Source organism: Polynucleobacter sp. MWH-Aus1W21 (genome assembly GCF_018687275.1).
Lineage (GTDB): Bacteria > Pseudomonadota > Gammaproteobacteria > Burkholderiales > Burkholderiaceae > Polynucleobacter.
Genome location: NZ_CP061287.1, coordinates 514,291 through 536,222, shown reverse-complemented (window position 1 = coordinate 536,222; position 21,932 = coordinate 514,291). Strand labels below are relative to the sequence as shown.

The 21,932-nt window shown below is 47.0% G+C and carries 17 protein-coding genes; 5 read left to right on the top strand and 12 right to left on the bottom strand.

The annotated features are described in order from the left end of the window. Window positions 1-29 precede the first annotated feature (29 nt). From ICW03_RS02805 to rpsB, 8 genes are all read right to left on the bottom strand, one after another. Window positions 30-1,163, bottom strand: coding sequence for an RIP metalloprotease (locus tag ICW03_RS02805; protein WP_215348712.1), 1,134 nt, complete (start codon window positions 1,161-1,163; stop codon window positions 30-32). Beyond that, complete coding sequence (gene ispC, locus ICW03_RS02800) at window positions 1,151-2,347, bottom strand: 1-deoxy-D-xylulose-5-phosphate reductoisomerase (RefSeq protein ID WP_215348710.1); 1,197 nt, start codon at window positions 2,345-2,347, stop codon at window positions 1,151-1,153. The genes ICW03_RS02805 and ispC overlap by 13 nt, the downstream gene beginning before the upstream one ends. Further along, entirely contained in the window at window positions 2,347-3,174 is an 828-nt protein-coding gene (locus ICW03_RS02795; protein WP_215348708.1) for a phosphatidate cytidylyltransferase, read from the bottom strand. The genes ispC and ICW03_RS02795 overlap by 1 nt, the downstream gene beginning before the upstream one ends. A gap of 25 nt (window positions 3,175-3,199) precedes the next feature. After that, window positions 3,200-3,973 (bottom strand): polyprenyl diphosphate synthase, encoded by a 774-nt coding sequence (uppS, locus tag ICW03_RS02790; protein WP_215348706.1) that lies wholly within the window; start codon window positions 3,971-3,973, stop codon window positions 3,200-3,202. Window positions 3,974-3,998: 25 nt separating this feature from the next. After that, window positions 3,999-4,559: a ribosome recycling factor gene (frr, locus tag ICW03_RS02785; RefSeq protein ID WP_215348704.1), complete on the bottom strand. Its 561-nt coding sequence runs from the start codon at window positions 4,557-4,559 to the stop codon at window positions 3,999-4,001. Window positions 4,560-4,570: 11 nt separating this feature from the next. Next, on the bottom strand, window positions 4,571-5,281 hold the full coding sequence (pyrH, locus tag ICW03_RS02780) for a UMP kinase (RefSeq protein ID WP_215348702.1): 711 nt from the start codon (window positions 5,279-5,281) through the stop codon (window positions 4,571-4,573). A gap of 186 nt (window positions 5,282-5,467) precedes the next feature. Next, on the bottom strand, window positions 5,468-6,352 hold the full coding sequence (gene tsf, locus ICW03_RS02775; protein WP_215348693.1) for a translation elongation factor Ts: 885 nt from the start codon (window positions 6,350-6,352) through the stop codon (window positions 5,468-5,470). Beyond that, on the bottom strand, window positions 6,352-7,101 hold the full coding sequence (rpsB, locus tag ICW03_RS02770; RefSeq protein WP_071467757.1) for a 30S ribosomal protein S2: 750 nt from the start codon (window positions 7,099-7,101) through the stop codon (window positions 6,352-6,354). Before rpsB ends, tsf begins: the two co-directional genes overlap by 1 nt. A gap of 214 nt (window positions 7,102-7,315) precedes the next feature. Between rpsB and map the strand changes: the two genes are divergently transcribed. Next, window positions 7,316-8,206, top strand: a complete 891-nt coding sequence (map, locus tag ICW03_RS02765; protein ID WP_305849372.1) for a type I methionyl aminopeptidase — start codon at window positions 7,316-7,318, stop codon at window positions 8,204-8,206. A gap of 4 nt (window positions 8,207-8,210) precedes the next feature. Further along, entirely contained in the window at window positions 8,211-10,808 is a 2,598-nt protein-coding gene (locus ICW03_RS02760; protein ID WP_215348689.1) for a [protein-PII] uridylyltransferase, read from the top strand. A gap of 14 nt (window positions 10,809-10,822) precedes the next feature. Here the strand turns inward: ICW03_RS02760 and ligA are convergent, their stop codons facing one another. Genes ligA through smc form a run of 3 tightly spaced genes read right to left on the bottom strand, consistent with a single transcriptional unit; the run spans window position 10,823 to window position 17,443 of the window. Continuing rightward, window positions 10,823-12,838: an NAD-dependent DNA ligase LigA gene (gene ligA / locus ICW03_RS02755; RefSeq protein WP_215348687.1), complete on the bottom strand. Its 2,016-nt coding sequence runs from the start codon at window positions 12,836-12,838 to the stop codon at window positions 10,823-10,825. Window positions 12,839-12,847: 9 nt separating this feature from the next. Continuing rightward, the gene (locus tag ICW03_RS02750; RefSeq protein WP_251374443.1) at window positions 12,848-13,921 is read right to left on the bottom strand and encodes a cell division protein ZipA C-terminal FtsZ-binding domain-containing protein; all 1,074 of its coding nucleotides are present in this window, start codon (window positions 13,919-13,921) and stop codon (window positions 12,848-12,850) included. Further along, window positions 13,922-17,443: a chromosome segregation protein SMC gene (smc, locus tag ICW03_RS02745; RefSeq protein WP_215348685.1), complete on the bottom strand. Its 3,522-nt coding sequence runs from the start codon at window positions 17,441-17,443 to the stop codon at window positions 13,922-13,924. A 175-nt stretch (window positions 17,444-17,618) separates the two neighbouring features. On the opposite strand from smc, the gene dapD reads away from it, so the two are divergent. Genes dapD through prmB form a run of 3 tightly spaced genes read left to right on the top strand, consistent with a single transcriptional unit; the run spans window position 17,619 to window position 20,550 of the window. After that, the gene (dapD, locus tag ICW03_RS02740; RefSeq protein ID WP_068322474.1) at window positions 17,619-18,446 is read left to right on the top strand and encodes a 2,3,4,5-tetrahydropyridine-2,6-dicarboxylate N-succinyltransferase; all 828 of its coding nucleotides are present in this window, start codon (window positions 17,619-17,621) and stop codon (window positions 18,444-18,446) included. Between the two features lie 9 nt (window positions 18,447-18,455). Further along, entirely contained in the window at window positions 18,456-19,607 is a 1,152-nt protein-coding gene (gene dapE / locus ICW03_RS02735) for a succinyl-diaminopimelate desuccinylase (protein ID WP_215348683.1), read from the top strand. Window positions 19,608-19,653: 46 nt separating this feature from the next. Then, window positions 19,654-20,550: a 50S ribosomal protein L3 N(5)-glutamine methyltransferase gene (gene prmB, locus ICW03_RS02730; protein ID WP_215348681.1), complete on the top strand. Its 897-nt coding sequence runs from the start codon at window positions 19,654-19,656 to the stop codon at window positions 20,548-20,550. A gap of 11 nt (window positions 20,551-20,561) precedes the next feature. Here prmB and radA read toward each other — a convergent pair whose 3' ends face one another. Then, complete coding sequence (radA, locus tag ICW03_RS02725; protein WP_215348679.1) at window positions 20,562-21,926, bottom strand: DNA repair protein RadA; 1,365 nt, start codon at window positions 21,924-21,926, stop codon at window positions 20,562-20,564. Between the last annotated feature and the right edge of the window lie 6 nt (window positions 21,927-21,932).

Sequence of the window (21,932 nt, the reverse complement as noted above, 5' to 3'; positions counted from 1 at the left end):
AAAAATACGGAAAGATAATGTCAGAGAATTCAAGGCGAAATATAGCGTTGTAAATCGTTAAACAATGCCAGTAATGACATGGAAATCAGCAAAATAAAGCCCAGTTTTTGAAACTGTTCCTGCATTGATATCGAAATGCGCTTACCGGCGACCAACTCCCATGCATCATACAGTAGCTGACCCCCATCAAGCATCGGAAAAGGGAGCAAATTTAGCAAGCCAATACTAATGCTCATAAGTGCCAAAAAGGCTAAAAATGGTTGCCACCCTACCTGAGCAGTTTTACCTGCCATATCAGCAATACTGAGAGGTCCACCGAGCTGCTTTAGGGAGGTGCTCCCCGTGAATAAACCGGCCATTAATCTTGCCGATACCTTGGTAATAACCCAGACCCTTTTCGAAGCAAATATGATGGCATCCAGAGGGCCTAATCTCAGTTCCTGCCACTTTTCTAATGGGGTGGGCGCAGGCAGCAATCCCAGAGCCATCATCGGATCCTTTTCAGGGCTGATTTTGGGTAAATCTACGGCATAAAAGGCCTTCAAATACCGAGCGCCAGATGGGGATTGGATCTCAAGCGCAAAACCATCCTCCCCCGTAATGGCATCCATTAGATTCCAGCGCAATGCATTCCAACTAAGAACTGGCTGAAATTCACCAAAAAGGGGCACGCTACCCGATTGCGGAGCCAAATCCTGCCAACCAATTACTCGATCACCCTCAGCAACTCCCAGCTTGGATGCCAACGAGCTTTCAGGGGGAGCCTGCAATATAGCCGGCAACTGGGGGGCGCCAGATAGATAGATAAAGGCAAAGAAAGTAATCGCCAAGAAAAAATTAGCGAGGGGGCCGGCAGCTACAACCAAAGAACGTTGCCAAAGGGGTTTTTTATCAAAAGCCTGGGACTCTTCCGCTGGCGCAATAACTTGCTGACGATCTCTTCCGTCAAGCAATTTCACATAACCGCCTAATGGAATGGAGGCCAGTACCCACTCGGTTTTATTTTTCGCATGATAGGTATAAAGCGGCTTACCAAAACCAATTGCAAAACGAAGTACTCGAACACCACAACAACGAGCTGCTAAAAAATGTCCGAACTCATGAAAACTCACCAGCACACCCAGAGTCAATAAAAAAGCAGTGAGAGTAATCAATGCCTGCAAAGAATCTCCTTTACCACTGCTTGTGCCGCATCCCGCGCACTTGCATCGACATTTAAGATCAACTCAAGAGAATTTGCACTGGATGTGGGAATAGCATTTAACACTTTCTCCACTACAGCTGGAATCTGTAAATATGGCAAGCCTTCATCCAAGAAAGCAGCCACTGCAATTTCATTAGCAGCATTGAGCACTGTTGGGGCAGTACCGCCCACTTTAGCAGCAGCGAATGCTAACGAAAGACAGGGAAAGCGCTCCAAGTCGGGCTCAGAAAAACTCAAGGATGCCAACTGCGTCAAACTCAGTGGCGCCACTCCTGCATCAATACGCTCTGGCCATGCCAAGCCATAAGCAATCGGGGTACGCATATCTGGCTGACCCAGTTGCGCTAATACCGAACCATCACGGTAACGAACCATTGAATGCACTACGCTTTGCGGATGTATTAAAACCTTAATTTTTTCTAATGGCAAACCGAATAGCCAGAATGCCTCGATGACTTCAAGACCTTTATTCATCATGGTTGCAGAATCGACAGAAATTTTTCTGCCCATCACCCAGTTTGGGTGTGCACATGCTTGCTCAGGTGTAATGCTCACCAGTTGATCAAGTGATGTATTTCTAAATGGTCCACCTGAAGCGGTTAACCAAAGCTCTTCGACCCCAAGATGAGGATTTGGCTCTTTGGAAAATTGATCGGGTAGACATTGAAAGATGGCATTGTGCTCACTATCAATTGGGAGTAGTTCACCGCCACCCTCTTTTATTGCCTGCATGAACAAATCACCAGACATCACCAGAGCTTCTTTATTTGCCAACAATACTCTTTTACCTGCCTTCGCGGCAGCCAATGCCGGAACTAATCCAGCCGCACCCACAATTGCTGCCATCACAGTGTCGCAATGAGAATCGGTAATGGCACTCACTAAGGCTTGTGGCCCATACAAAACTTGAGTGTTAATTTTTTTCTCAAGCAAAATCTTACTCAGGCGAGCAGCGCCATCAGCATCAGATACAACGGCGATATGTGGCTTAAATTCAAGACATTGCTGAGCGAGCAAATCAACTTGCTTGGCTGCAGTGAGCGCAACCACATTAAAACGATCAGGATGTGCACGGATCACATCGAGCGTATTGACGCCGATCGATCCGGTTGAACCTAGAATAGCAACCTGCTTTACTGACATCAGATAAGCCCTGCTAAAAGCGCTGCGATCGGCATCGTTGGTATCAAAGCATCTACGCGATCCAATACACCACCATGACCAGGCAATAAATGACTGGAATCCTTAACTCCTGCCAAACGTTTGAGCTGAGACTCAAATAAATCCCCAAAAATACTGAAGGCTGTTAATACTGTCACCATCAAAAACATTGGAATCCAACCAAAGCGAATTGCCCATGCACCAAATAAAGTAGATTCAAAAGATAAGAAGTAAACGCATGCAAAAGCGTAAACATAACAAAGGATTAAGCCGCCAATTGCGCCTTCAATTGATTTACCTGGGCTAATTTGCACAGCAAGCTTACGCCTACCAAATGCCTTACCAACAAAGTAGGCGCCAATATCAGCAACCCAAACCAAGGCCATTGTGCTCAGCAAAAAAATGAGGCCCAGCTCGCGCAAAAACACTAATGCAAACCAAGTGGCAGGCAGCAAAATAAGTCCAAGCACGACATAAAAGGGTTGTAGCTTCTGCAAGGAAAGATTCATTCCCTTAGCCAATATGAATGGTGCAATAAAGAACCAAAAAAGAACTGCTAGTAGCAATAAAGCAAACTGCCAGGAGGCATTTTGCATACCGAGTAAAAACAAAATAATAGTTAAGCAAAATAAAGCATAGAGCCAAGCTGCACGACCTGCTTCAGGAGCAAGCAAGCGACTCCACTCCCAAGCTGCAGCCAACAAAGCCACCAAAAAGAAGCCGCCAATATAAATTGGGGGAAGCAGAAACAAGATGGGCAGAAGCACCGCCAACAAGACAAGGGCGGTAATAACTCTGGTTTTTAGCATGGGAACGGGTTGTTAACGGACTACATCAAACTGCATCGCTCATTGCTTGCGATGCAAGCTGAGCACTGGTACGACCAAAACGACGCTCGCGCTGACTAAACCAGTCGAACGCTTTGTGCAATTCTTTCTCATCAAAATCAGGCCATAGGATATCCGTGAAATACAACTCTGTATAAGCCAGTTGCCATAACAAGAAATTGCTGACACGCTGTTCGCCACCAGTGCGAATAAATAAATCTGGCTCCGGAGCGTAAGCCATTGATAGATGAGGTTGAAGCAACTCTTCAGTGACCTGCTCTGGTTTCAAATTAGGATTTGCCGCCATGCATTGACGCATTGCCTGCAAGATATCCCAGCGACCACCATAATTTGCGGCAATCGTAAAAGTAAGACTTTTGCAACCAGCAGTCTTTTTCTCAGAAAAATCTACCATCTCTTGGATGGCTGAATCAAAGCGACTCAAGTCACCAATTAATCGCAATGCAATATCATTTTCAGCAAGGCGCGACACTTCGCCCTTGAGGGACTTTAAAAATAGCTTCATCAAGAAGCCCACTTCTTCAGGTGGGCGACGCCAATTTTCAGAACTGAATGCAAATACAGTTAGATACTCAACACCAAGCTTGCGACACTCTTGAACAATTCTGCGAACGGCACTTAAGCCTTCTGAGTGCCCCGCAACGCGCGGCATCATCCGCTTAGTAGCCCAGCGCCCATTACCATCCATGATGATTGCCACATGGCGAGGTACAGCACTGACCTCTGGAATGGCTAGAGTTGAACTGGAGTGCTGAGTCATTAGAAGGTGAAGTTCAATCAGGTTTTTAAACCGTCATGATTTCCTTTTCTTTTTCAGCAATGATTTTGTCGATATCGATCACTGCTTTGTCAGTCATCTTCTGAATATCATCAGTAGCACGACGCTCATCATCCTCAGAAATTTCTTTATCTTTAGTTAAACGCTTAAGATGTTCATTGGCATCACGACGCAAATTGCGCACAGCAATCTTGGTATCTTCGCCTTCACTCTTAACAACTTTAGTGAGCTCACGACGACGCTCTTCAGTCAAAGCTGGCATTGGTACGCGAATCACAGTGCCCTGAGATGCTGGATTTAGACCCAAATCAGAATCGCGAATTGCCTTCTCTACAGCAGCAACCATAGTCTTTTCAAATGGCTGAACGTTGATTGTGCGCGCGTCAGCTAAACCCAAGCTAGCAACCTGACTTAATGGCGTTGGATTACCGTAGTAGTCAACATGAATATGCTCCAGAATCCCCGGATTCGCGCGGCCAGAACGAATCTTTGCCAAATTGGTTTTCAAAGCCTCGAGAGACTTTTCCATCTTTTGATTGGTAGTGGTTTTAATTTCTGCTGCTGACATCAGGCCTCCTGTTAAACGTGCACCAAAGTACCTTCAGACTCGCCTTGCACTACACGCATTAATGCACCTGGCTTAAGAATTGAAAATACTTTGATTGGTAATTTACGATCGCGACACAACGCAAATGCAGTTGCATCCATCACTTGTAGATTTTTGATTAACGCTTCATCAAACGTAATCGTTTTATATAAAGTAGCTGTTGGATCTTTTACTGGATCTGCACTATAGATGCCATCCACCTTTGTTGCCTTCAGCATGACTTCAACGCCCATCTCAGCCCCGCGTAGAGCGGCGGCCGTGTCGGTCGTAAAGAAAGGATTGCCAGTGCCCGCAGCGAAGATGACTACCTTGCCTTCACCCATTGCACGAATGGCGCGAGGACGAATGTATGGCTCTACCACCTGATCCATGCGAAGAGCAGATTGCACGCGTGCTTCAACGCCTTTTTGACGCAAGGCATCTTGCAGCGCTAAAGAATTCATCATGGTTGCCAACATACCCATGTAATCGGCAGTTGCACGATCCATGCCGGCAGCACCGCCAGCAACGCCGCGGAAAATATTGCCGCCGCCAATCACAATCGCTAGCTCTACTCCACTATTCACAACCTCGGCGATTTCCTTGACCATGGAATCAATAGTGACTGGGTTAATGCCAAAAGCATCGTCACCCATAAGGGCTTCACCAGATAGTTTTAGGAGGACTCGTTTGTAGGCTGGCATGTTTTTAATTTTCCGTAATTTGCCAAGTAATTAACTTACTTAGCTTATTGATCTTTAAGCACTTTTTAATATCTCCGCCAAATTATAAAGGGCTTGAGAGAGATCAAAGAAAAGGGCACAGAAACTAAGGTTTCTATGCCCTTTAGGGTATTGCCGACCGGCTGGGGCAAGCCCCAAACCAGCTAATTAAGCAGTTGCTTTAGAGGCGGCAGCTACTTGTGCAGCAACTTCAGCTGCAAAGTCATCTTGACGCTTCTCAATGCCCTCGCCTACAACAAACATGGTGAAACCCTTGATTGTTGTATTTGCAGCCTTGAGCATTTGCTCAACAGTTTGCTTGTCGTTTTTAACGAAAGTCTGGTTCAACAGAGAAACCTCTTTGAGGTACTTCTGAATTGAGCCTTCAACCATCTTTTCAACGATTTCTGGTGGTTTGCCAGATTCAGCAGCTTTTTGCACAGCAACGCTACGCTCAACAGCAATCGCTTCAGCTGGAACGTCAGCCATAGACAAAGCCACTGGCTTCATTGCGGCAATATGCATCGCAACGTCTTTAGCAGCAGTGTCGTCGCCTTCGAACTCAACCACTACACCAATACGTGTACCGTGGAGGTAAGAAACCAACTTGTTGCTACCAGCAAAACGCTTGAAACGACGTGGCATGATGTTCTCGCCGATCTTACCGATCAATGCGCTACGAACTTCATCAACAGTTTGACCATTCAATGGCAATGCCAATAATGCAGCAACATCAGCTGGGTTCTTTTCAGCAACCAACTTAACACAATCGTTTGTAAATGCCAAAAAGTCATCGTTCTTAGAAACGAAATCTGTTTCGCAGTTCACTTCTAACAATGCACCAGTAGTGCCATTGATAGAAGCAGCAACAATGCCTTCAGCGGTTACACGAGAAGCTGCTTTACCAGCTTTGCTACCAAGCTTTACACGCAGAATTTCTTCTGCACGAGCCATATCACCATCAGCCTCTGTCAAAGCTTTTTTACACTCCATCATCGGAGCATCAGTTTTGGCGCGTAACTCGCCAACCATTGCAGCGGTAATAGCGGCCATTATTCAGCTTTCCCTTCTTCAACAAACTCTTCTTCACCTTCTTTAACTGCTGTCAAGATTTCTTGAACAGAGTTAGCTTTGCCTTCGAGGATTGCGTCAGCAATACCACGTGCATAGAGGGTTACTGCTTTGCTTGAGTCATCGTTACCAGGGATGATGTAATCAACACCTTCTGGTGAGTGGTTGGTATCCACAACAGCGATGACTGGAATGCCAAGCTTGTTAGCTTCAGTAATAGCAATCTTGTGATAGCCAACGTCCACCACAAAAATCGCATCAGGAACGCCGTTCAAATCTTTGATACCGCCAAGTGCTTTTTGCAATTTGTCGAGATCACGGTCGTTAGTCAAAGCTTCTTTCTTAGAAAGCTTTTCCCAGTCGCCTGCTTCTTTAGCAACTTCCATGTCTTTCAAACGCTTGAGGGAACCTTTAACAGTTTTGAAGTTAGTGAGCGTACCGCCCAACCAACGGCTGTCGATGTAAGGCATACCAGCACGAGCAGCTTCTTCAGCAATAATCTCGCGTGATTGACGCTTAGTACCAACAAATAAAATCGTGCCACGATTTGCAGCAACTTGTTTTGCAAATTTCAGGGCGTCCTGAAACATTGGCAATGTTTTTTCCAAGTTGATGATGTGGATTTTGTTGCGATGACCGAAAATAAATGGGGCCATCTTTGGGGACCAGAAGCGAGTTTGGTGACCAAAATGGCAACCGGCTTCCAGCATTTGACGCATAGTTACTGACATAACTTCTCCTAAGGGTTGGTTCTAAAGTTGAGTCCTAGCTGCGCTAAAAAACGCCACCCTGGAAGGCTCAACTCGCGATTTCAAGTCCAAAATAGACCCGAGACCGAAATTATAGCTTAAATATCAATGCTCTAGCCACCCTGACCCCTAGGCAGAATATGAGGCTTGCCCTCAAAATAGCCTCCAGACGCCCTAAAAATGGGATATTTGCCTAATTTTTAGGCAATTAGAGCAAACCAAAACTCTCCAAGTCGTTGATAATCAAGGCATGAATAGTGTATTTACCGCAGAAAAAGACATCCAAGGGATGCGCGAAGCTGGCCGCTTAGCCAGTGAGGTTCTGGATCATGTAGCGCCCCACGTCAAAGCTGGGGTTACAACAGGAGAGCTGGATCGTATTTGCCATGAATACATGCGCGATGTCCAAAAGACCATTCCCGCTCCACTGAACTATCAGCCGCCCGGCTACCCCCCTTTTCCAGCTTCAATTTGCACCTCAGTAAACGATGTGATCTGCCATGGCATTCCTGGCGACAAAGTTTTGAAGGTTGGTGATGTAGTAAATCTAGACATCACCGTTATTACCCCTGATGGATATTACGGCGATACAAGTCGCATGTTCATGGTGGGTGAAGTTTCCGTCATGGCAAAACGTCTCACACAAATTACTTTTGAATGCATGTGGCTTGGCATTGCCCAAGTGAAGCCAGGCGCATCACTAGGTGACATTGGTCACGTGATTCAGACGCATGCTGAGAAAGCTGGCTACTCAGTAGTACGAGAATATTGCGGACATGGCATTGGTAAAGTGTTTCACCAAGATCCACAAATTCTTCACTATGGAAAACCTGGCACTGGTGAAAAACTAGAAGCTGGCATGACTTTCACGATTGAACCGATGATTAATGCCGGCAAAAGAGATATTCGCACTATGCCTGACCAGTGGACTGTCAAAACAAAAGATCGCAGCCTGTCAGCGCAGTGGGAGCATACCTTGCTGGTAACTCAGACTGGTGTTGAAGTATTGACCTGGTCAGAAGGTAGCAACCCACCACCTGATTGCGTTAAAGGCTTGTCTTTTAGACCCACTCTAGCAAGCGCATAAATCCATGAGCAAGCTCGAGGCAGCCAGCAATATCATTGATGCAGCTAGCCTGCGTGCCGCTCGCGAAGTTGCTTACGACGAATTTAGAAAAACACAAGCAGTAGGTAAGTTAACCAAACAACTTACCAAGATGAGCGATCAAATACTCGCCCATCTCTGGAGTAATAGCGGCTTAAAAAATGAAGCCGCTTTAATAGCGGTTGGTGGCTATGGAAGAAATGCTTTATTCCCATCCTCTGATATCGACATCCTCATCCTTTTGCCGGAAGATGAAAAGCAGGCCATCGCTCTATCAAAGCAAGTTGAACAATTTATTGCCAGTTGCTGGGATGTGGGTTTAGAGATAGGCTCCTCGGTCCGCAATATCGCTGAATGCATGTCTGAGTCTGAGCAAGATGTTACGGTACGTACCTCACTTTTGGAAGCCCGCTTCCTGTGCGGCAAGAAACAGTTATTCAAAGACTTCGCCAAAGCTTTTGAAGCGGCCATGGATCCCAAGGCTTTTTTTCAAGCCAAGCAAGCAGAACAAATTCAGCGTCACTACAAATACCAGAACACCCCTTACTCTCTAGAGCCAAATTGCAAAGAGAGTCCTGGCGGCTTGCGTGATTTACAGGTGATCTCATGGGTCAGTAAGGCTGCGCTATTGGGTGATACCTTTAAAGATCTCCATGAGGCTGGCCTTGTCACACAACGCGAACTGACTGAACTCAACCGCAATCAACGATTTTTAGAAACCTTACGCGCCAACCTCCACCTCCTAGCAAAACGTAGGCAAGATGTTCTGGCTTTTGATTTACAGGCGCCCCTAGCGGCATCTATGGGAATCAAGGAAGAATCCTCAAGGGTTGCTAGTGAAGCAATCATGCGCCGTTACTATTGGGCAGCTAAAGCAGTAACCCAATTGAATGATGTTCTATTACAGAACATTGAGGCCATTCTGTTCCCGCAGGAATCCAAAACTACTCACCCTATTCCAGGTGAAGGTAATGAATATTTTATTGAGCGGCAAGGAGTATTGGATATTACCGACCCGCAGCTCTTTCAAAAACATCCAGAGCAAATTTTAAGAACCTTCCTAGTGTTTGCCCAAACAACTAATGTAAAGAGCTTATCGGCAACCATCTTCAGGGCGCTCTACAACGCCAGAACTAAGATGGATAGCAAATGGCGCAAAGACCCGATTAATCGCGCGCTTTTTATGGAGATCTTGAAGCAGCCCGAAGGTGTAAGCCGTGCTTTCCACCTGATGAATCGTAGCAGCGTATTAGGACGTTACCTTCCAGCCTTCAGAAAGATTGTTGGACAGATGCAGCATGACCTGTTCCATATATACACAGTCGATCAACACATCCTGATGGTGCTACGAAATGTACGCCGCTTCATGGTGATTGAACACACTCATGAGTTCCCTTTCTGCAGCAGTCTCATTGCTCACTTTGAGAAGCCTTGGTTACTCGTCATTGCAGCCCTCTTTCATGATATTGCCAAAGGGCGTGGGGGCGATCATTCGCAACTAGGAAAAGCAGATACACGCAAGTTCGCCAAAGAACATGGCTTAGATAAAAAAGATACTGAGCTTTTAGTATGGCTGGTAGCTGAACATCTTAATATGAGCCAAACAGCTCAAAAGCAAGACATCACTGATCCTGATGTCGTGAAAGCTTTTGCAAAAAAAATGGGTGATGAGCGTCATCTCACTGCGCTCTACTTACTCACCGTTGCTGATGTTCGAGGTACTAGCCCTAAAGTCTGGAATGCCTGGAAAGGCAAACTCCTTGAAGACTTGTATCGCGCAACGCTAAGAGTATTAGGTGGAGCCAAGCCGGATGCCTCCTCAGAGTTAGCGCAACACCAAGAAGAATCTAAAGCAAAGTTGCGCCTCTATGGCATTAACGATGATGCTTATGAAGACCTATGGAAGCAATTGGATGTTGCCTTCTTCTTAAGACAAGACTCTTCCGACATTGCCTGGCTTACACGCCATCTATTTAATAAAGTAAATAGTGAACAGCCAATTGTCAGAGCCAGACTGTCCCCCATTGGCGAAGGGCTGCAAGTAGCTGTCTACGTTAAAGACCAAGAAGATCTCTTTGCCAGAATCTGTGCGTACTTCGAGAGACACGGCTTCTCCATTTGGGATGCTCGTATTCATACGACGCGTCATGGCTATGCCTTGGATAGCTTCCAAATTTCAGGCAGTAACTTGGTGGATGAAGGCGGTAGTTATCGCGACATTATTCAGCTAGTAGAATTTGAACTTACTGCTGCACTTACCAATAGCGAGCCATTACCAACCCCAAGTATGGGTCGTCTATCAAGGCAGTCACGCACCTTCCCAATACAGCCCCGCGTGCATATGGTTCCAGATGAGCGAGGCAGATATTACACTCTCGCACTCTCAGCAAGTGACCGTACTGGTTTGCTCTACACCATCTCTAGGGTGTTGGCTAAACATCAGGTATCAATCCACACAGCACGCATTAATACTCTTGGCGAGCGAGTGGAAGACGTTTTGCTTCTTGATGCCGCTAACTTGGGTAAGAATCCCAAGTTACAGATTCAATTGGAGACGGAATTGCTAGAGGCGTTGGGGGCTTAAATCTTTAGCTTCAATTATTTCAGCAAATCTAGCATTGCAGCTTCATCAATCACTGGCACACCCAATTCTTCTGCTTTAGTGAGCTTGCTACCAGCATCTGTACCGGCAACTACATAGTCTGTTTTCTTGGACACCGATCCAGCAACCTTGGCGCCTGCTTTTTCGAGGAGATCTTTGGCCTCATCCCTTGTCATCGTTGGGAATGTACCGGTCAGAACAAAAGTTTTACCTGCTACTGCAGCACTAATCACTTTTTCTTCTACGGCTAGCTGCATTCCGGATGCTAGCAGTTGCTCAATCACTTCACGATTGTGGGCTTCTTGCATGAAACTCGTGATGGAGTCGGCAACAACAGGACCAACATCTTTTACTGTTAGCAGGTCTTCGAGATTTGTATCCATTAATGCATGCATAGACTGATAGTGATTGGCTAAATCCTTGGCAGTGGTCTCACCCACATGACGAATACCCAAGGCAAAGATAAATCTGGCTAAGGTGGTGTTTCTGGATTGGTTAATTGCTTGAATGAGGTTATCTGCAGACTTCTCACCCATACGTTCAAGATTGGCTAGCGCTGTAAAGCCTAATCTGTAGAGGTCTGCTGGTGTTCTAACCAAATTATTATCCACCAACTGGTCCACAATCTTCTCGCCTAGGCCTTCGATATCAAGTGCTCTTCTATGGGCAAAGTGAATTAAGGCTTGCTTGCGCTGAGCTCCACAGAAAAGTCCGCCACTACAACGAGCCACAGCCTCATCTGCCAGGCGCTCAATATGAGAATCGCAGACAGGGCAACGAATTGGCATGACAAATTCTTTTGCATCTGCTGGACGTCGATCCTTAATTACCGATACCACCTCAGGAATTACATCACCTGCTCTACGTACTGAAACGGTATCGCCAATTCGTACATCTTTGCGTTTGACTTCGTCTTCGTTATGTAAGGTTGCATTAGTGACTGTGACGCCACCCACTTCTACAGGAGCAAGTCTTGCTACTGGAGTGATTGCGCCCGTGCGCCCTACTTGTACGTCAATACCTAAAACGGTAGTGAGGGCTTCTTGAGCGGGATACTTATGGGCCAACGCAAATCTAGGGGCTCTTGATACAAATCCCAACTTAGCTTGCTCGGCGAATGAGTTCACCTTATAGACAATGCCATCAATGTCATATGGCAATGAATCTCTCTTTGCACCTATCTCGTTGTAGAAGGCCAATATCTCTTCCACAGAATGGAGTACTTTGCGCTCCGAGCAAACCGGTAGACCCAATTCAGCATAGGTATTAAGTAGTTCTGCATGGGTTTTAGGCAACCAAGACTGAGGCTCTAGAGCACCCAAGCCATAGGCAAAGAAAGACAATGGTCTTTTGGCGGTAATCTTCGAATCTAGTTGGCGCAGGCTACCTGCCGCTGCATTACGAGGATTGGCAAATTCTTTCTCACCCAACTCTGCTGCCTGTCGATTCATCTTCTCAAAGTCTTTGAGATACATAAAGACCTCGCCGCGCACCTCTAAGACTTGTGGAATGTTTTTTCCAGTTAGCTTGAGCGGAATAGCGCGAATCGTTTTGATGTTGGCCGTGACATCTTCACCGCTAGCTCCATCACCACGAGTTGCAGCGGTAACTAATGAGCCATTTTCATAACGAAGCGATATTGCAAGGCCATCGAACTTGAGTTCACCAGCATAAGTGACATGATCTGAGTGGAGCGCCTCACGACAGCGACGGTCAAAGGCAATCAATTCAGCATCTTCAAAGGCGTTATTCAATGAAAGCATCGGCACTGCATGGGTGACCGAATCAAACTCTTTTAATGCTGCCCCACCTACACGCTGAGATAAAGACTCTGGGGTAACCCATTCTGGATGAGCGGCTTCAATATCCAATAACTCGCGATAGAGGCGGTCATACTCAATATCAGGCAGGAGTGGATTATCTAGAACATAGTAAGCATGCTCAAGGCGCGCGAGCTCGGCCTGCAAGAATGCGTAGCGCTCCGCTAAATTTGTCGGACTTGTGGACGACAAGGCGATTTCCTAGCTAAATAGTCTGCTAGCTGTAGAAGATCCAGCAGGAACGCCAGACTTCTCGAGATTGGCATAGAGAACATCAAGGTGCTGGCGAATACTAATAACCGCAGCTTCACTTAAGTTAATGCTATTGTCATCCACTAAGCGGCCATGAGCGGCTTGTGCAATCTCAACGCCTTCGGAGAGCATTCTTTCAAATGCGCGTTCTTCTTGTGGAACCAAAGGAATTTCCAACAGCAAAGTAACTTGAGTGACAGACCTATTCGGATCCAAGTCGGCGCTATTGAAAAGTACTAAGGCTTTGCTAAGGTATTCATATTGGCGTCCGTTACGAGATAACTTGAAGCCGCGTTGGCGCATGAGGGCATCAAAGTTACCCCAAGGGCATGGTTCATCAAATAGCACATTGATGCTCAATTGAATATCACTCTCAGCAGCCATCACGTCCAATTCTTTAGCGCTCTCCAGCATGGTGCTGACGCTAGGCATATCAATTTGCGAACCTAAAGTTTCGGCAAGAGCCTGGGCACGAGAGCAGAAATCAGAAAGTTCCAAAACACCAATCGGACCTTTGCGGCTAGCCAACTGAATGGCCAGCTGTAACTCTGAATAAGATCCTTCAGGATTTAATTCTTCCCAGTCTTCAGCGGCATCGACATCCGCGTTTAAACCTTCGCACATCCAACGTGCTGTAGATTGTGCTTCAAGGTCGGTCCAAGCGTTAATTTCTGCCAGAATTTCTGCGCCGCTAATAGCGTCATCAAAACGCAAAGTAATAACGCAATCAATGCGAGGATCAATCGCAAACTTTTCTGGGGCGGAGATTGTTGTGAGGATTTCACCAAAGCTTGGCTCTGCTCGACCCGATGCATCAGCATCTGCAAATCCCTGGGTAAAGCTTGGTTCACGTGCAAAGCGATCATCGACAGCATATTCGCTTTGCTCTTTTGCTTTTCGGCGAGCGCGAGCGTACTTAATGTTCAGAACAGCTACGGCTATCAGAATTAAAAGGCCAATAACAGCCAGCGCCAATTGCAAATCAGACAAACCCAACATCGTCATGATTTGTTCTACATACATTTAGGCAGCCTCTACCATTGATACTGCAGAAGAAATATCCACCGCAACAATACGGGATACACCCTGCTCTTGCATCGTGACACCAATCAATTGATGAGCGATTTCCATAGTGATCTTGTTATGGGAGATAAACAAAAACTGTGTCTTATCTGACATTTTGGCCACTAGATTGGCATAACGCAAGGTATTTGCATCATCCAATGGCGCATCAACCTCATCCAGCAAACAGAATGGAGCTGGATTCAAGAGGAATAGTGAGAACACCAACGCGATCGCAGTCAAAGCCTTTTCGCCACCAGAGAGGAGGTAAATAGAGCTATTTTTCTTGCCAGGAGGCTGCGCCATTACTTGAACACCGGAGTCCAGAATCTCTTCCCCTGTCATCACCAACTCAGCATGACCACCGCCGAATAATTCAGGGAATAGCTTTCCAAAGTGGGCGTTAACCTGATCGAAGGTACCTTGCAATAAATCACGGGTCTCTGCATCGATCTTGGCAATCGCATCTGTCAAGGTCTGCATTGCTTCGTTCAAGTCAGCAGATTGAGCATCCAAGAACTGCTTACGCTCACGTGAACTAGACAATTCATCCAAGGCAGCCATATTGACTGGGCCTAGAGATTGAATTTCAGTATTCAAGCGATTCACCTCACTCTGCAATGCACCAACCTTCAGATCAGGGCTGAAACTTGCTTCAAGCGCAGTGAGATCAGCCTCAGCATCAGACAATAAAGTAGCAAATTGCTCAAAGTTCAAGCGTGCAGCTTGTTCACGCAATTGCAAATCTACAACCTTGTCGCGCATAGGTTGCAAGCTACGCTCTACTTGCATGCGAGACTCATCAGCCTCACGCAGTTGATGCAATAAAGCATCTTGCTCAGTACGCGCATTTGCCAAAGCTGCTTCGCGTGCGCTGCGTGCTAGTAATAAGCCCTGCAATTTATCTTGTGCTTCTTCATCACTCAATGTTTCTAACTCTTGAGCGGCTGCATCATGCTTATCTTGAATCTCCATGATTTGTGTACGCGCAGTACTTTGATCACGTTGCAAGTCAGCAATACGCTGCTGCAATGAACGAGTAGCAAATGCCGCCTCTTGTGCAGCCATCTCAGCAGCACGGAGCGATTCACGCAAACGATCACGCTCTTCAGTAGAGTGCTCTAATTTTTCTTGAGCTACTTGTAAAGCCTCTTGCAAGCCTTGCTTGGACTCTTCTGACTCGAGCAACTCAGCAGCAGACTGCTCTTGAGTCTGACTCACTTGCTCCATCTGCTGACGCAATTCACTTAACTCACCCTGAATCTGCGCCGCACGTTGACTGTACTGTTCTTCAGCCTGGGTCAACTGCATTCTTTCTACCTCAAAGCCATGTGATTCTTGAACGGCATGCTCAGCATTTTCACGAGCTTGCTCAGCCGCTTGATGGGCCGCCTGATAGTTCGCTACACACTGATCTAACTCGCCCTTGAGTTCACTTTGCATCAACTGTTGCGCACGTAATTGTTTCTCGAGACTCTCCATCTCTTGAGCACGAGCCAACATGCCGGCTTGCTCAGAGTCTGCCGCGTAAAGCTGCACACCAACACGGCTTACTAAGTGGCCTTGTTGAGTAACAAATGCGCCACCAGCAGGTAGTTTTTCACGGCGATGTAATGCGTCTTCAAGACTGCTAGCAATATAAATATTGTCTAACCACTCTTGTAACACTGATGTGAGTCTTGCTGCGCCGGCACTCTGAACGCGACTTAACAATGGCGTGAAGTCAGCGGGGGCGGATGTATGTGCCGGAGTAATTTCTTCGGTAAGCAAAATTGCCAAACGGCTTGGAGGTGCATCATTAGCCAAAGCCAATGTTTCTTGAACGCTCTTTGCTGTGACTGCAGCCAAACGCTCACGCAATACTGACTCAAGCGCGGCCTCCCAACCACTCTCAACTTTGAGCTCTTGCCAAAGACGCTTGCTTTCTTTGAGGCCCTTGCTTTCTAACCAAGGTCCAATCTTGCCTTGCGCCTGAACGCTAGCCTGCAAGGCTGTTAATGCAGTCAATTTAGCTTCGGTTTGAGCTAAATCCTGATTTGCTTCCTGAATCTTTTGTTGAGCGGCATTACGTGCCTCATCGGCAGCAGGAACGCGTTGCTGGGTTTCACCAGCGCGCTGTTTGGCTTCTTCCACTTTGCGAGCAGCCATTGCTTGACGGTCAATCGCCATCTGCAAAGCCTCAGCATCAGGACGACGTAAACCATCGAATTCACCAACAAGGCGAGTCTCGCGCCCCTTCAATTCATCTGACTGAGCAGACATAGAGCGAAGACGTTCACCCAAACTCGCCAAGCGTTGCTCAATTGAAGCTAATGCATCACGTGCGCTATTGAGTTCGCGTGAGGCATTTTGATACGCCTCTTCACGACTTGGCATTTGCTCTTGCAGACCATTCAAATCCGCTAAGAGTGTTTGCTCTTTTTCAGCGGCTAAAGAAAGCTCATGCTCAGTAGTACGTTGCGCTTGTGCTGCATCAGTTTCTTGCACAGTCCAACGCTGTAATTGCGCCTGCAAATCTTGAGTTTGCTGTTGCAAACGTTGACGCGCTTCTTGCACATAAAGAATCTGTGACTCAACCTGACTCACATCAGAATTGGTTTGATACAAATCACCTTGTGCTTGAGAAACTTTATCTTGTAATGCGTACTGTTGTGTGCGCATTGTTTCTAGCTCAGCTTCGACGTGACGGAGCTTAGCAGTCTGTTCCTCTAGGCCAACTTGCGTATCACGGATGCCATTTGCATGACGCTCTTGCTCTTTACCAGCCTCGGTCTGACGCACAAACCACAAAAGCTGTTGTTGTGATTTCATCTGTGTAGAAAGCTCAGCGTGACGCTCAGCAACAGTCGCCTGTTTTTCTAAGCGTGTTAACTGTTGATCGAGTTCGCGCAAGATATCTTCAACGCGGGTTAAATTTTCTACCGTGTCTTCTAAGCGTGATGCAGTTTCTTTGCGACGCTCTTTATATTTAGAAACACCAGCAGCTTCCTCTAAGAACACACGCAACTCTTCTGGCTTTGCTTCCAAAATTCTGTTGATGGTGCCTTGACCGATGATTGCGTAACCCCTTGGACCCATACCGGTGCCCAAGAAAATATCTTGAATATCTTTACGACGCACTACTTGGTTATTGACGTAATAACTTGAATTTCCATCGCGCGTTAAAACACGTTTGATACCTAATTCTGTAAATGCGCTCCATTGACCTTGAGCACGTCCCTCGGTATTGTCAAAAATGAGTTCTACGCTGGCACGTCCAGATGGTTTACGTAAACCAGAGCCGTTAAAAATAACGTCTTGCATTGACTCGCCACGCAATTCGCTAGCGCGGGATTCGCCTAAAACCCAGCGAACGGCGTCAATAATGTTCGACTTTCCGCAACCGTTAGGACCAACAACACCAATTAATTGGCCAGGCATTTCAAAATGGGTTGGGTCTACGAAAGACTTAAAGCCGGAAAGTTTGATGGATTTCAGTTGCACGGCGTACTTTGCAGGGAAAAAAGGGGTTCAAATAAAGAGGTAAAAATATACAGCTTAAGTGGGAAGATGATAGCAAGCTTGACGGTGCTTAGACGTGTTTTTGCCCCATCTATATAATGATCAATCTACCTTCAGGGACAAAATCCCTTAACAATCTGATAGTTAACCAAAAAGCATGAGCCAATCACCACAAAACATCATTGAACAAGCCTGGGAAAACCGCGCAAACCTGTCCCCAGATAGCGCCCCTGGGGATGTCCGTAATGCCGTAAATGCGGTCCTAGAAGGCCTAAATGCCGGCACTATTCGTGTGGCTGAGCGCCGTGACGTAGGCAAATGGGAAGTTAACCAGTGGGTTAAGAAGGCTGTTTTGCTCTCTTTCCGCCTAGAAGACAACAAACCTATGAGTGCTGGCGGCTTTACCCAGTTCTATGACAAGGTTCCAAGCAAGTTTGAAAACTACACAGCTGCTGACTTTGCTGCTGGTGGTTTCCGAGTGGTACCCCCTGCCGTAGCCCGCCGCGGCTCATTTATTGGCAAAAACGCTGTTTTAATGCCCTCTTACGTCAATATTGGCGCTTATGTAGGTGAAGGCACCATGGTTGATACCTGGGCGACCGTCGGTTCTTGCGCCCAAATCGGTAAAAACGTTCACCTTTCTGGCGGTGTTGGTATTGGCGGCGTTCTTGAGCCAATTCAAGCTGGCCCAGTGATTATTGAAGATAACTGCTTTATCGGCGCCCGCTCCGAAGTTGTTGAAGGTGTCGTGATCGAAGAAAACGCTGTTTTATCTATGGGCGTCTATATCGGCCAAAGCACCAAGATCTACGATCGTGAAACTGGTGAAGTGCACTACGGTCGCGTACCCGCAGGCTCAGTTGTAGTGCCAGGCTCCCTCCCATCTGCATGCGGCAAATACAGTTTGTATGCTGCCATCATTGTGAAGAAGGTTGATGCTCAGACCAGAGCTAAGACCGCCATCAACGAATTACTCCGCGACTAATCCAAATCTATGAGCGCCACACTCGAGCTCACCGAAGCCCTCATCGCCTGCCATTCCGTAACACCGGCTGATGGTGGTTGCCAAGATTTAATTGCCAAGCGTCTTCAGGCTATCGGCTTTCATACTGAGAGCGTGGTGAGCGGACCTGAAAATTTTCAGGTCACCAACTTGTGGGCAATCAAAAAAGGTAAGGCCGGAGATCAAGGCAAAGTCTTGATGTTTGCCGGTCACACTGATGTGGTGCCCACAGGACCACTAGAGAAGTGGACAAGCAATCCTTTTACGCCAACGATTCGTGACGGCATGCTTTATGGACGTGGCGCAGCGGATATGAAAACCTCACTAGCCGGTTTTGTAGTGGCTACCGAAGAATTCGTTACCGCACACCCAAATCATGAAGGCTCTATCGCCTTCTTAATCACCAGTGATGAAGAGGGTCCCGCTAACGATGGCACAGTCATTATGTGTGAGCGTTTACAAAAGCACGGTCAACGCTTGGACTATTGCGTCATTGGCGAGCCTACCTCTGTGGATCAGCTTGGCGACATGATCAAAAATGGCCGTCGTGGATCCCTATCAGGCAAGCTCAAAGTAAAAGGTATTCAGGCGCATATCGCCTACCCTCACTTAGGCAAGAATCCGATTCACCTTTCTGCACCAGCAATTTCTAAATTAGTAGAAGCTGAGTGGGACAAAGGTAATGAATACTTCCAGCCTACGAGCTTTCAGATTTCTAACGTCCATGCTGGCACTGGCGCAAATAACGTCATCCCTAGCGAACTCGTTGTCGACTTTAATTTCCGCTTCTCAACAGAGAGCAAGCCAGAGCAATTGCGTGAGCGCCTAGAAAAAATTCTAAAAGATGCGGGTCTCGAGTTTGAAATTGATTGGGTATTAGGTGGCAGCCCCTTTATTACTGGTGATGGTGACTTGGCTGGCGCATTACGCAAAGCCATCAAAGCAGAAACCCGAGTAGATACTGAGCTCTCAACTACTGGTGGCACAAGCGATGGTCGCTTTATTGCCAAGATCTGCAAAGAAGTTGTGGAATTTGGTCCGCTGAATGCAACTAGCCACAAAATCGATGAGTGTGTCATTGTTGATGACGTGGTGCCACTCAAAAACATCTATCGCAAGACTCTCGAGCAGTTAATCGCTTAATTAATCAATTGCGCGCCTGCTTTCCTCTTTAAAGAACCTCTCCATCATGGACCCTGAGCCTCAGCAACACCTTACAGTGAACCAGTGCATCGATCAGATTGCACAAAAGCTCGAAGCAGCAAACCTGCATTATGGCCATGGGGCAGTTGATGCGCAAAGCGAAGCTTTGTGGATCGTCAGCAAACAACTTGATATCAGCCCAGAGGAAGCACTTGATCATTTAGACAATGCAATCCCTGAAGATCAACAACAAAATGCATTCATTGTTGCTGACACCAGAATCTCTACCCGCAAACCACTTGCCTACATCCTGGGTGAAGCTTGGCTGATGGGTGTGCCATTCTTTTGCAGTGAACAAAGTATTGTTCCGCGCTCTTGGATTGCAGAACTCATTGTTGATGGCTCACTAGAACCTTGGTTACCAGCAGACGGCAAAGCACTAGATCTTTGCACCGGCAATGGCTCACTCGCAATCCTCTTAGCCCTATCTTGTCCTGATATTCATGTAAGTGCGTGCGATATCAGTCTGCCTGCACTATCAGTTGCCGCTCGCAACGTTGATCGCCACAGCTTAAGCTCTCAAGTAGAACTATTGAATGGTGACTTGTGGGATGCGTTACCCGAGCCAAATGATGACAATCTCTTCGATCTCATTATTTGCAATCCGCCCTATGTGAATGCAGCTTCTATGAGTGCGCTTCCAGCCGAATATCACGCAGAGCCAGAGCTGGCATTAGCAGGTGGTGATGATGGCATGGATATCATTAGACGCATTCTTGCTCAAGCCCCCGATTATTTATCGGAGCGCGGCGCCATCTTGCTTGAGATTGGCAATGAGTATGAGAACTTCAAAAAGGCTTTCCCGCAAATTCCGGCAATCTGGATGGAAGTGTCTGCCGGTGAAGAGCAAGTCTTACTAATTCAAGCAGAAGACTTGCGTTAAGGCAAAGAGAGTTAGCTCAACTCTGCTGCTGCCGCGATTGCTTGATCAATTCGCTCGACCGGAATCACCTTCAACCCCGGAATCTTAGTCTTAGGCATATTGGCTTTTGGAATGATGGCTACAGTGAAGCCCAATTTAGCAGCCTCCTTCAAACGTTCCTGACCACGCGGACAGGGACGAATTTCTCCAGCTAAACCAACCTCACCAAAGACAATTAATTCTTTTGGTAAAGCGCGATTTCGGATCGATGACTGAATAGCCAGGAGAACGGCTAGGTCAGCAGCTGGCTCAGAAATTTTGACGCCACCGACCGCATTTAAGAAAACATCTTGATCAAAGCAAGCAACACCAGCATGACGATGTAACACAGCCAAGAGCATGGCTAAGCGGGCCTGCTCTAGACCAACAGCTAAACGTCGAGGATTGGGTACATGCGCTGTATCCACCAAAGCCTGTATCTCCACCAATAAGGGTCTACTACCCTCTTGAGTCACTAGTACGCAGGCACCGGGGACCATTTGCTCATGCTGCGACAAGAAAATGGCAGACGGGTTAGTAACGCCGCGCAAACCTTTCTCTGTCATGGCAAAGACACCCAACTCATTAACAGCGCCAAAACGGTTCTTGATCGAACGCACTAAGCGGAAGGAAGAATGGGTATCGCCCTCAAAATACAACACGGTGTCTACGATATGTTCTAAAACTCTTGGGCCAGCGAGATGGCCATCCTTAGTCACGTGACCAACCATCAATACACAAATACCGCTCGATTTTGCAGCTCGAGTGAGTTGCGCCGCACACTCACGAACTTGCGCAACAGAACCAGGAGCTGAACTCAAAACCTCAGAGTACAAAGTCTGGATGGAATCCACCACCAATACTTGCGGCTTCACGGTATCCATAATGGAAATCAGTTTCTCCAACTGAATTTCAGCCAATACTTCTAGTTGAGGTGCATCCAATGCAATACGTTTTGCACGTAAGGCAATCTGTGCAGCCGATTCTTCACCGCTGCTATAGAGGACATTCATGCCGGCAGCACTCATCTCTGCAAGTGCCTGCAACAGTAGAGTGGATTTACCAATACCAGGATCACCACCCAAGAGCACTACACCGCCTGGAACCAAGCCGCCACCCAGCACGCGATCAAACTCTTCTACGCCCGTGCTAAATCTTGGTAAGTCTTCAGCTGTAATGGCGGAGAGTTTTTGCCTTGGCAATGATTGCGCCAACCCCTGAAAACGAGAATTAGAAGTAGTTTCTGGAAGACCCTCTTCCATGGTGTTCCAGGCCTGACAAGAGGGGCACTGACCTTGCCACTTGGCCGAGGTACCGCCACAAGACTGACAGATATAAACCGTTTTGACTTTAGCCAAGAGTTG

What these genes read in the sequence shown, in the direction of transcription:
- ICW03_RS02760 (WP_215348689.1), top strand. Translation starts at nt 8,211, where the DNA reads ATGAGCAAGCTCGAGGCAGCCAGCAATATCATTGATGCAGCTAGCCTG.
- rpsB (WP_071467757.1), bottom strand. Translation starts at nt 7,101, where the DNA reads ATGTCAGTAACTATGCGTCAAATGCTGGAAGCCGGTTGCCATTTTGGT.
- pyrH (WP_215348702.1), bottom strand. Translation starts at nt 5,281, where the DNA reads ATGCCAGCCTACAAACGAGTCCTCCTAAAACTATCTGGTGAAGCCCTT.
- tsf (WP_215348693.1), bottom strand. Translation starts at nt 6,352, where the DNA reads ATGGCCGCTATTACCGCTGCAATGGTTGGCGAGTTACGCGCCAAAACT.
- dapD (WP_068322474.1), top strand. Translation starts at nt 17,619, where the DNA reads ATGAGCCAATCACCACAAAACATCATTGAACAAGCCTGGGAAAACCGC.
- ispC (WP_215348710.1), bottom strand. Translation starts at nt 2,347, where the DNA reads ATGTCAGTAAAGCAGGTTGCTATTCTAGGTTCAACCGGATCGATCGGC.
- prmB (WP_215348681.1), top strand. Translation starts at nt 19,654, where the DNA reads ATGGACCCTGAGCCTCAGCAACACCTTACAGTGAACCAGTGCATCGAT.
- ICW03_RS02750 (WP_251374443.1), bottom strand. Translation starts at nt 13,921, where the DNA reads ATGTATGTAGAACAAATCATGACGATGTTGGGTTTGTCTGATTTGCAA.
- dapE (WP_215348683.1), top strand. Translation starts at nt 18,456, where the DNA reads ATGAGCGCCACACTCGAGCTCACCGAAGCCCTCATCGCCTGCCATTCC.
- ICW03_RS02795 (WP_215348708.1), bottom strand. Translation starts at nt 3,174, where the DNA reads ATGCTAAAAACCAGAGTTATTACCGCCCTTGTCTTGTTGGCGGTGCTT.
- frr (WP_215348704.1), bottom strand. Translation starts at nt 4,559, where the DNA reads ATGTCAGCAGCAGAAATTAAAACCACTACCAATCAAAAGATGGAAAAG.
- uppS (WP_215348706.1), bottom strand. Translation starts at nt 3,973, where the DNA reads ATGACTCAGCACTCCAGTTCAACTCTAGCCATTCCAGAGGTCAGTGCT.